Origin of the sequence: Methylobacterium sp. WL18 (assembly GCF_008040015.1) — a bacterium.
GTDB classification, from domain to species: Bacteria; Pseudomonadota; Alphaproteobacteria; order Rhizobiales; family Beijerinckiaceae; genus Methylobacterium; species Methylobacterium mesophilicum.
This window is the reverse complement of record NZ_VRVD01000111.1, coordinates 1-10503: the sequence shown is the minus strand read 5'-3', so window position 1 is coordinate 10503 and position 10503 is coordinate 1. Positions and strand designations below refer to the sequence as shown.

The window sequence follows — 10503 nt, the reverse complement described above, 5'->3', positions numbered from 1 at the left end:
ACCGAGACCCCCGCCTTCCGCGCCGAGGCGCTGCGCTCGGACGCCGCCAGCATCGAGGCGAGCCGCATCGCCCTCGAGCGTTCGCGCAACCCGCGCGTCCGGAACTACGCCAACCGCGTGCTGGTCGAGCGCAAGGCCACCACCGAGGCCCTCCTGCCGCCGAACACCTCGCTGTCGCGCAACGGCACGGTCGTTTCCGACAACCAGGGCATCAAGACCGACCTGACCAACCCGGTCGGCTTCGTTCTGGCCCCGGTGACCATCGCGGCGAACCTCGGCACCAGCATCGTCGGCGGCGCGCTCGGCGCGGTCGGCATCGTCGACAACAGCCCGACCGAGCCGGGCCGTCGCGTCGCCCTCGGCGAGCGCGGTCAGGCCCGCCTGTCCCAGCTGCAGTCGGCTCGGAATGCTCGGTCCTTCGACCGCGCCTACATCGACCAGCAGGCCCGGTCCGACGCCCAGACCCTGGCGCTCTACGACGCCTACGCCAAGTCGGGCGACAGCGCCCAGGGCCGCCGCTTCGCCAGCGAGGCGCTGCCCTACATCGCCGACGAGCACGCCCACTCGGCGAGCCTGGCCGCCCGCATCGGCGGCTGATCGTTCGATCCAGACCTGACCACGCGAGGGCCGCCCCAGGGCGGCCCTCGTCGTGTCGGCGGGGTATCCGGTTCATCCCCCAACACTCGGCGCGAGGCGTGACGGCTGCTTCCCCCGCAGCCGCAACATGCCGTAGACGATTTTCGATGAGCGCACAGACCTCCCCCACCGGCGCGCCGACGGACGACGCCCCCCATCGCCTGGGCGTGCGCGTCTACTACGAGGACACCGACTTCTCGGGTTTCGTCTATCACGCCAGCTACCTGCGCTTCCTGGAGCGCGGCCGGACCGAGCTGCTCCGGGGTCTGGCGGGCGACCAATCCGATCTGCACCGGGAAGCCCGCGGCCTCGTCTTCGTGGTCCGGCGGATGGCGCTCGACTTCATCCGCCCCGCCCGCATGGACGACCAGCTCACCATCGTGACCCGGACCCGGCAATTGCGCGGCGCCTCGATGCAGCTCGCCCAGGAGGTGCGGCGCGGCGACGATCTGCTGGTCGCCGCCGACGTCACGGTCGCCTGCGTGCGCGACGGCCGCGCCATCCGGCTGCCGGAGGCCCTGCGCCGGCTCCTCGCTCCGTCCGGAGAAGCCTGACGCGTCCGGTCAGGCGACCCGCGTCGGGTCGGCGTCGCGCAGCAGCTTGGCGAAGGCGTTGACGATGGTCATCGCGTCGTACTCGACCGAGACCAGCTGGAAGCCCATCGCGACCATCTCCCGGGCCCGCAGGGGCGACGGCGAGAAGGCGCAGGGCAATTTGCCGGCAGCCCGGGTCTTGCGCACGATCTCGCCGAGGGCGGCCGTGACCGCTGCGCCGGCCGGGTCGATGGCCTTTCCCTTGGACAGGGCGATCGACAAGTCGGCCGGGCCGACCAGGATGCCGTCGATGCCCGGCAGGGCCAGGATCGGCTCCAGCGCGTCGATCGCCTCCGCGGTCTCGCACATGGCGATGGTCAGCGCCCGGGCGTTGGCGCCGGCGAGAAACTCGGTCGCGTCGCTCTGGCCCGACATCCACATGGCGCGGTCCGGCCCCCAGCTCCGCTGGCCGACCGGCGGATATTTGGTGGCGGCCGCCAGCGCCTGCGCGTCCGCCACGCTGTTGATCATCGGCGCGACGATACCGGCGGCGCCGGCATCCAGCATCCGCGACGCCATGGCGAAGTCGCCGACCGGGATCCGCACCAGGCTCGGCTTGCCGGCCAGCGCCACCTCGGTGATCGCCGCACAACAGGAGTGGTAATCGTGCGCGCCGTGCTGCTGGTCGAGGAGCACGGCGTCGAAGCCGGAGCGCGCCAGGGCTCCGGCGATGGTCGGGTCGGCGATGCAGGACCAGCCGAGGAATCGGGCCGGCTCGGCGGGCAGCAGGCCGTGGAGGCTCGGAACGGGCAGGGTCATGACACGTCCTGGACTGAGGCTCGCGGCGACGGGTTCGCCGTAGGGATGAGAATAACGGGCCCGGTTTCGCGAGGTCCAGTCTCGGCCGGGCGCCACGCGACCCATACCGCGGCCAATGTCCTGGAATGCCCTAGGATCGCCCCGATCGAAACCGATCCTTAACCCTGTCGCGCCCTTAACGAAGTCGGTGCGATGCCGCCCGATTACGGGGTGAAGACGGCCCTTACTTTCGACAGATTCGCGGACGATAGCATTGATATCGCTCACGGATCCGGCGGACGCGGGCCTCGCCCAGCGCATCGCGATCCGGAGCAGGAGACCTCGACGGATGAACCCAGCCGACGCGATGCAGGCCGCGCCTGTCGCCGACATGACGCTGCTCGGGCTGTTCCTGCAGGCCCACTTCGTTGTGAAGATCGTGATGGTGGGGCTGCTCGGCGCTTCGATCTGGTGCTGGACGATCATCGTCGACAAGACGCTGCTGTTCCGGCGCACCAAGGCCGAGATGGACGCGTTCGAGGACGCGTTCTGGTCCGGCCGCTCCCTGGAGGAGCTGTTCCGCTCGTTCAACGACCGCCCGGCCACCGGGCTGGCGGCGGTGTTCGTGGCCGCCATGCGCGAGTGGAAGCGCTCGTTCGAGGGCTCGGGCCGTCAGGTGCAGTCCCTGTCCCAGCGCATCGAGAAGCAGCTCGACGTCACCATCCAGCGCGAGGTCGAGCGGCTCGAATCGCGCCTGCTGTTCCTGGCCTCGATCGGCTCGGCCGGCCCGTATATCGGCCTGTTCGGTACCGTCTGGGGCATCATGACCGCGTTCACCTCGATCGCGGCCTCCAAGAACACCTCGCTGGCCGTCGTCGCCCCCGGCATCGCCGAGGCGCTGTTCGCCACCGCGATCGGCCTGTTCGCCGCGATCCCGGCGGTGCTCGCCTACAACAAGCTCCAGGCCGAGGTCTCGAAGTCGCAATCGCGGCTGGAGGGTTTCGCCGACGAGTTCTCCGCGATCCTTTCGCGCCAGATCGACGAGCGCCTCTCGCTCGCCGCCTGACCGGGCCGATCCAGGAGATTGATCCATGAGCATGGCGGCGGGCGCATCCCACGGCGGCAAGCGGCGGCGGCGCAGGGGCCGGCGCGGCGGGCCGATCAACGAGATCAATATGACGCCGTTCATCGACGTCGTCCTGGTGCTGCTGATCATCTTCATGGTCGCGGCGCCGATGATGACGGTGGGCGTGCCCCTCGATCTGCCCCAATCGAAGGCCTCGCCGCTCAATTCCGACGTGAAGCCGGTGACGATCTCGATCCGGCAGACCGGCCAGGTCTTCCTCGGTGAGGACGAGCTGACCGACGACACGATCATCCCGAAGCTGCTCGAGACCGCCAAGACCGGCACCGAGGAGCGTGTGTTCGTTCGCGGCGACAAGCGGGTCGATTACGGCCGCGTCGCCCAGGTGATGGCGATCGTGACCGGCGGCGGCTTCAAGAAGGTCGCCCTCGTGACCGAGCCAGAGCATCAGTAGGGTCCGGACCGTGGAGTTCCACTTCGACCGCAAGGAACCGGGTGTCTGGATCTCCGCCGGCACCCACGTGGCGCTGCTGGCCTTCGCGCTGTTCAGCGTGGCGGCCCCGGCCCTGCCCGAGACGCAGGAGGGCGTGCCCGTCGAGGTGATCACCGAGAACCAGTTCTCCGAGATCACCAAGGGCGAGCGGCAGGCCGACAAGCCGATGCCGAACGCCCAGCCGCGGGCCGACCGCCAGGCCGAGAAGGTCGAGGATCGCGAGCCCGAGAACGCCAAGACCGACGCGCCGACCGCGCCCAAGCGCACGGCCGAGATGAAGCTCGCCAACGCGGACGAGATGCCCCTGCGCGCCGAGCCGGATCCGCAGGAGGTGGCGAAAGCCGCCAAGGCCGCCGAGGAGAAGCGCGAGGCCGAGAAGTCTGCCGCCAAGGCGGCTGAGAAGGCCGCGGAGAAAGCCGCGGAGAAGGCTGCGGCCGACAAGGCTGCCGCCGCCGAGAAGGCCGCGGCGGCCAAGGCCGAGGCGAAGGCGGCCGCCAAGGCCGATGCCGAGAAGCGCGAGCAGCTCGACAAGCTCATCGAGCGGCAGGAGGCGGAAGCCGCGGCTGCCGCCGCGAAGGCCGCCGCCGCGAAGGCGGAGGCCAAGGCCAAGGCGGATGCCGCCAAGGCCGAGGCTGCCCGGGAAGCCGCCCGGAAGGCTGCCGAGGCCAAGGCCGAGGCGGAAGCCGAGCGCCAGAAGGAGATGGCCGAGGCCAAGGCCGCGCACGAGAAGGCGGAAGCCGCCGCCAAGGCCGAGGCCGCCGCCAAGGCGAAATCCAAGGCGATGGCGGACGCGAAGGCCAAGGCCGACGGCGAGGCCAAGGCGCGCAAGCAGGCCGAGCTCGCCGACAAGTTCAACGCCGGCGACATCCGCTCGGTGCTGGCCTCGAAGGCGCCGTCGCAATCCACCGGCGCGACCGGCCATACGGTGCAGAAGGTCGCGGCCCTGGGCGCGGCGACCGGCACCGCGCAGCGCCTGTCGCCATCCCTGCGCGACGCGCTGGTCGGCCTGCTGCAGCAGCAGATCGAGCGCTGCTACTCCGCGCCTCCGGGCGCCGCCCAGGGGGTGGTGCTGCCGGTGCTCGACATCCGGCTGAACCCGAACGGCTCGCTCAGCACCGAGCCGCGGATCATGCGGGGCGGTTCCAGCGGGGTGGACCAGTCGATCGCGCAGGCCGCGCTCCGGGCGGTGCGCCGCTGTGCGCCGTATAACATTCCGGCCACCTACGCGCCGTACTACAACGACTGGAAGGCCATCAACGCGGAGTTCGAATTCACGGCGACCTGATATCGCCACCCGCGCCGCCTGCCGTCACCCGCCTCCCCGTCTGATCGCCACTTCGGATCCGACCCATGCACAGCACTTCCTCCGCCGGGCGCCTTCCGGCGCCCTCAGCCGCGCGCCTGATCGCGCCCATCGTCGCGTTTCTCGCGCTGCTGACGGTCGCCGTCGGCTTCGCGGCCCCGGCCCAGGCGCAGCTGCAGCTGCGTATCGGCGGCGGCAACTTCCAGCCCTTGCCGATCGCCATCGCGGATTTCGGCGGCGACCCGAGCCTCGGCGGCCTCGTCTCCGGCGTGGTGACCAACAACCTGCGCCGCTCCGGCTACTTCACGCCCCTCGACCACGCCCGATTCCCCGAGCAGCCGAATTTCGACGCCGCACCGAACTTCGAGAAATGGCGCGCCACCGGCGTGCAGGGTCTCGTGACGGGCCGCGTCTCGCGGGACGCCTCGGGCAAGCTCAAGGTCGAGTTCCGTCTCTGGGACGTGACCTCGGGCCAGCAGATGACCGGCCAGCAATACGGCACCGACACCGCCAACGCCCGGCGCACCGGCCACCTGATCTCGGACGCGGTCTACACCAAGATCACCGGCCTCGGCCCCTGGTTCGACAGCCGCATCGCCTTCGTGGACGAGAGCGGCCCCAAGGAGAACCGGCGCAAGCGCCTGATGGTGATGGACCAGGACGGCGCCAACGTCAGGGCGATCACCAGCGGCGAGACGTCGATCGTCGCGCCGCGCTACTCGCCGGCCACGCAGGACATCGCGTTCATGTCCCAGGCCACCGGGCACCAGCCGCGCGTCCAGGTGATCAACCTGGAGACCGGCGCCCGGCAGGCGCTCGGCAACGTCGATTCGATGAGCGCCAGCCCGCGCTTCTCGCCGGACGGCCGCCGCCTGGTGATGAGCGTGCAGCAGGGCGGGAACGCCGACATCGTGACGATGGACATCGCCACGAAGGCCCAGCGCTCCGTCACCAACGGCATGGCCATCGACACCTCGCCGACCTACGCTCCGGACGGTTCGCAGATCGCCTTCGAATCGGACCGCGGCGGCTCGCAGCAGGTCTACGTGATGGGCGCGGACGGCTCGAACCCGCACCGCATCACCTTCGGCACCGGCTCGGCCTCGCAGCCGGCCTGGTCGCCGCGCGGCGACCTGATCGCCTATACCCGCCAGCGCAACGGCGGCTTCGCCATCTGCGTGTCGAAGCCCGACGGCACCGGCGAGCGCGTCCTGACCGAGGGCTACCACAACGAGGGGCCGACCTTCGCGCCGAACGGCCAGTACGTGCTGTTCTTCCGCGACCCGGGCGGCCAGGGCGGCGGCAAGCTGTTCATGGTCGACATCACCGGCAAGGTCGAGCAGCCGGTCCCGACGCCGTCCTACGCCTCCGACCCGACCTGGTCGCCACTGCTGGCGGGGCGCTGAGGCGTTTGGGACTATGGAGCCCGGCTACCAGTCGGGCTCCGACCGTTTAGCGTCGGCAGCTTCGGGCGCCGGTGGCTTGCCGATCGTATCGGCCATATCGCGCAGGGCGCGCGGGAGGGCTCTGAGCGCAGGGTCGTCGAACGGCAATCGGGGCAGCCGCGTCCGAATCAAAGACGCGACGAGATCGGCCTGCGCGGCATCGCGCGTTCGTTTCAGCGGATCGCGGTCGCCCCTGGTTGAGAGCCATGCCTTGTGGAGCGCGAAGGCGCGCGGGTCGATGACCCACATCTGCACCGGATAGCCCCTTGCATCGATCGCCGTGACGGCGGTCTTCGGGCTGTTGACCAACCACGCGAGCCCCTCGATCTCGACCGCCTGCAATTCATCCGAGGCCGATCCGATGCGATTGCGAACCGGAGGCCGTATCGGATCCTTCCCGGCCGGCATGATCAGATCGACCAAGTAACCGTCTCGGTTGACGGCGCGGAAGCCGGGATTTCCGATGACCGTAAACGAGCGATCGACCTTTCGCAGTTCGGCCAGCAATCCGCCTGCCACCGCCTCCGGCGCAACGAGGCGCAGGCTTTTTCGGGCGTCGTACAGCAGATCGATGTCGCCCGTCGCGAGTTGCGGGCCTGCAATCTGAACGCCTGCGAGGCGTTCATAGGCGTATAGGGCGTTGGTACCGACGACCCCGACGACGGGACCGTAGAGCCGCGTCTCAGTCAGGCGGCGCAGGACACGGGCCGCGATGATGGGCATTCTCCCGAGTCGGAGCGCGCGGTTGACCGGGGCCATCGCGTCCATGCGGGCGGAGAGGTTTGCGATTCGATCCTGCAGATCCGCGCGGCCTTCATGGTAGCCGCGGTGGATTTCCTCCGTGCCGGACGAGCGGGCACCGAGAGATTTCCAGACGCCCTGTCGCTTCCGATACAGGTACGTATGCGAGCCCACCGTCTTCCAAGCCATTGAACCCGCATAGCGGTGATCGAGCTCGGTGCGGGCCGCAACGTAGGCCCCGAAGACCTGCTCCGTGTCGATCGTCTGTCGGGCTTGATCGCCATTCAAGTCGGTGAACAGCATGGCTCGATTCCAAGCCCTTTTCGACGGGCTTGGTTTGATAGCACATGTCACGTCCGGCGCAAGATGTTGAAAGGGAATGCATTATCCCTTTATAATCGTGATACTGGCCTCGAAGGGATAATGGCCGGCCGCTATCCCTTCACCAGCAGCCGGTCCCGCGCCCGCAGGGCGGGGAAAAACCGGCCCCAGAGCAGCGCGACCGCGATCGTCGCGGCGCCGCCCGCCACAACCGCCGGGACCGCCCCGATCGCGGCGGCGAGCACGCCCGATTCGAACTCGCCGAGTTCGTTCGAGGCGCCGATGAACACCGTGTTCACCGCCGAGACCCGGCCGCGCATGGCGTCCGGGGTCTCGCCCTGTACGAAGGTCTGGCGGACGTAGACCGAGATCATGTCGGCGGCGCCGGTCACGAACAGGCAAGCCATCGACAGTGCCAGCGAAGTCGAGAGTCCGAACACGACGGTGGCCGCACCGAACAGCGCGCAGGCCCGGAGCATCCGGATCCCGGCATGACGGCGCAAGGGCCGGTAGGCCAGCATCACCGCCATGGCGACCGCGCCGAAGGCCGGCATGCTGCGGAGCGCCCCGAGCCCCAGCGGGCCGACATGCAGCACCTCGCCGGCATAGATCGGCAGGAGCGCGGTGGCGCCGCCCAGCAGGACGGTGAACAGGTCGAGGCTGATCGCCCCCAGCACCACCGGCTGCGAGCGGATGTAGGCGATGCCGGCCGAGAGGGCCGCCCAGGTGATCGGCGGCCGCTCGGTCACGGCAGCGGGCCGGAACCGGATCAGTCCCGTCAGAACGCTCGCCAGCGCGAAGCTCGCCGCCGCGCCGCCGAACACGACCGACGGCCCGAGCGCGTAGAGCAGGCCGCCGAGCGCCGGGCCCATCACCGACGCGCTCTGCCAGAGCGAGGCGTTCCACGCGATGGCCGAGCCGAATTGCGGCCCCGGTACCAAGGTCGGCAGAAGGGCCTGCAGGGCGGGGTTGGCGAAGGCCCGCGCGGTGCCGACGACGATCACCAGGGCGTAGATCGGCCAGATCGCCTGGAAGCCGGCCAGCGCGTAGGCGAGCAGGCCGAAGCTCGCCAGGCTCTGGAGTCCGAAGGCCGCAGCGCCGACCAGGCGGCGGTCATAGGCGTCGGCCACGTGGCCGGTGATCAGGGCGCAGAGCACCGCGGGCAGGAAACCCGCCAGCCCGACGAGGCCTAGCGCCAACGCGGAATGGGTCAGGTCGTAGACGAACCAGCCGATCGCCACCGCCTGCATCTGATACGCGAGGCCCGTGAGGAAGCGGGCCGAGCCGAACAGCCGGAAGTCTCCGATACCGAAGACGGCCCAGCCGGAACGATCTTTTTCGGACATGCGCCCTGCTGAGCCCGGCCGGGGGATTAATCAAGCCCGGCGCGAAAACGGATCGCCCCGCTCGCCGTCGACCTCAGTGGACCGCCAGGCCCGGCTTGCGCGCGGCGATCACGGTCGGGGGCGTGGCGGGTCGCAGTTCGGGATGCTCGCGATGCGACCCGTCAAAAGGGAAGAGCGGGAAGATGCAGGTCACCTGGGTCCCGGCCCCGGGCGCGGTCTCCAGGAGGACCCGCCCGCCATGCAGCTCGACGAAGGACCGCACGATCGACAGGCCCAGCCCGACCCCGCGATGGCGGGTGCCCAGCGTGTGGCTCTCGAAGCGGTTGAAGACCGAGTCGGCGATCTCCAGCGGCATGCCGCGGCCGTGGTCGCGCACGCTCAGGATCAGCTCCTGCGCGTCCCGGCGGGCGCGGACCTCGACCCGCTGCCCGGCATCCGAGAAGCCGACGGCGTTGGAGAGCAGGTTGAACAGGATCTGGCGGATGCGCTTCCCGTCCGCGTGGACGCTGCCGATATCCTCGGGCACGTCGAGGGCCAGGGTGATGTGGGATTCGGCCAGCCGGTCCTCGATGCCGCGCAGGGCGGCCTCGATCGTGGTCTGGACGTCGACCTCCTCCCGCTGAAGCTCCAGCGAGCCGGCATCGATCGAGGCGAGGTCGAGGATGTCGTTGATGATCACCAGCAGCGCCGCCGACGAGCGCATGATGTGGTCGGAATATTCGCGCTGGCGGTCGTTGAGCGCCCCGACCGTCTCGTCCCCGAGCAGCTGCGTGAAGCCGATGATGTTGGTGAGCGGCGAGCGCAGTTCGTAGGAGACGTGGTGCACGAAGGTGTCGCGCAGCTGCGCGGCCTTCTCGAGCGCATCGTTCTTCTCGGTCAGCGCCCGCTCGACGTTCACGCTCGCGGTGACGTCGATCAGGGTCAGCAGGGTCGCGCCCTCGGGCAGCGGCTGCGCGGCGCAGTCGAGGACCGTGCCGTCCACCACCTCCAGGCGGCAGGACTGGGCGGTGCGCGATTCGAGGCCGACCACCGCGTCGCGAATGTCGAGCCACGGCTCCTCGGCCGGTGCCAGCGACCGGCAGGCGGCGATGACGGCATCGACATGCGGCCGCTCCTCGACGGTCGCCGGATCGAGGCGCCAGACCGTGCAGAACGCCCGGTTGGCGAGCGTCATCCGCCCGTCGGCGCCGAACACCGCCACCGGCTCGGCCAGGGTGTCGAGGGTCTCGGCCTGGAGGCGGCGCAGGGCAATGTAGCGCGTCTCGGCGTTCAGGCTGTCGGAAACGTCGTCGAACAGGTAGGTCAGGCCGCCCTGCGGGTTGGGGTCGGCCACGACGCGGAGCGTTCGTCCGTCGGGCAGGTACCACCAGCTCTGGTTGGCCTCGGCGGCCCGGTAGGCGGCGAGCACCCCCTGCTTCCAGCCGCGGAAATCCGCCTGCTCCTCCAGCTTCCGCTCGGCCCGGAGATGGTCGAGGATCTCGCCGTCGGAGGGGCGGCTGTCGAGGAAGGCCTGGTCGAGGTCCCAGAGCTGGCGGTAGGCGGCGTTGTGGAAGATCAGCCGCTGCGAGACGTCGAACATCGCCACCGCGGTCGGCAACTGGTCCAGGGTGCGGACGTTCGCGTTCATCTGGCGTTGCAGGTCGGCGCGGACGCTCTCCAGCTCTGAGACGTCGATGGCGATCCCGACCCGGCCGCTGTCCAGGGTGGTCTCGAACACGTCGAGCATGCGCCGGCTGCCGGCCACCACGGCCGAGAGCCGCGGCACCGTCCGGGTCAGGCCGGCGCATGCTCGACGTGTTCGAG

10 protein-coding genes are annotated in these 10503 nt (G+C 69.8%); 6 read left to right on the top strand and 4 right to left on the bottom strand.

Features of this window, described 5'->3' with window-relative positions:
• Positions 1-597, top strand: a 597-nt coding sequence (locus FV228_RS11130; protein WP_147854684.1) for a DUF4142 domain-containing protein, incomplete at its 5' end; no start/stop codon positions are given.
• Positions 598-743: 146 nt separating this feature from the next.
• Positions 744-1190 carry a tol-pal system-associated acyl-CoA thioesterase gene (gene ybgC, locus FV228_RS11125; RefSeq protein WP_147854683.1) on the top strand — a complete coding sequence of 149 codons (447 nt, stop codon included), beginning with the start codon at positions 744-746 and terminating at the stop codon, positions 1188-1190.
• A 9-nt stretch (positions 1191-1199) separates the two neighbouring features.
• On the opposite strand, the gene FV228_RS11120 is transcribed toward ybgC, so the two are convergent.
• Positions 1200-1988 carry an aldolase/citrate lyase family protein gene (locus FV228_RS11120; RefSeq protein ID WP_147854682.1) on the bottom strand — a complete coding sequence of 263 codons (789 nt, stop codon included), beginning with the start codon at positions 1986-1988 and terminating at the stop codon, positions 1200-1202.
• Between the two features lie 328 nt (positions 1989-2316).
• Here FV228_RS11120 and tolQ point away from each other — a divergent pair, with 328 nt between their 5' ends.
• The 4 genes from tolQ (at position 2317) to tolB (ending at position 6253) form a co-directional block, all read left to right on the top strand.
• Positions 2317-3033 (top strand): protein TolQ, encoded by a 717-nt coding sequence (tolQ, locus tag FV228_RS11115; RefSeq protein ID WP_147854681.1) that lies wholly within the window; start codon positions 2317-2319, stop codon positions 3031-3033.
• 25 nt (positions 3034-3058) lie between these two features.
• On the top strand, positions 3059-3505 hold the full coding sequence (locus FV228_RS11110) for an ExbD/TolR family protein (protein ID WP_147854680.1): 447 nt from the start codon (positions 3059-3061) through the stop codon (positions 3503-3505).
• Positions 3506-3515: 10 nt separating this feature from the next.
• Positions 3516-4829, top strand: coding sequence for a cell envelope integrity protein TolA (gene tolA, locus FV228_RS11105; RefSeq protein WP_147854679.1), 1314 nt, complete (start codon positions 3516-3518; stop codon positions 4827-4829).
• 65 nt (positions 4830-4894) lie between these two features.
• Positions 4895-6253: a Tol-Pal system beta propeller repeat protein TolB gene (tolB, locus tag FV228_RS11100; RefSeq protein WP_147854678.1), complete on the top strand. Its 1359-nt coding sequence runs from the start codon at positions 4895-4897 to the stop codon at positions 6251-6253.
• A 24-nt stretch (positions 6254-6277) separates the two neighbouring features.
• On the opposite strand, the gene FV228_RS11095 is transcribed toward tolB, so the two are convergent.
• The 3 genes from FV228_RS11095 to FV228_RS11085 form a co-directional block, all read right to left on the bottom strand.
• Positions 6278-7336 carry a nucleotidyltransferase domain-containing protein gene (locus FV228_RS11095; RefSeq protein ID WP_147854677.1) on the bottom strand — a complete coding sequence of 353 codons (1059 nt, stop codon included), beginning with the start codon at positions 7334-7336 and terminating at the stop codon, positions 6278-6280.
• Positions 7337-7467: 131 nt separating this feature from the next.
• A complete protein-coding gene (locus tag FV228_RS11090; RefSeq protein ID WP_147854676.1) occupies positions 7468-8700 on the bottom strand; it encodes an MFS transporter in 1233 nt (410 codons plus the stop codon).
• 73 nt (positions 8701-8773) lie between these two features.
• The coding region (locus tag FV228_RS11085) for a PAS domain-containing sensor histidine kinase (RefSeq protein ID WP_147854675.1) at positions 8774-10503 on the bottom strand (1730 nt) is incomplete at its 5' end.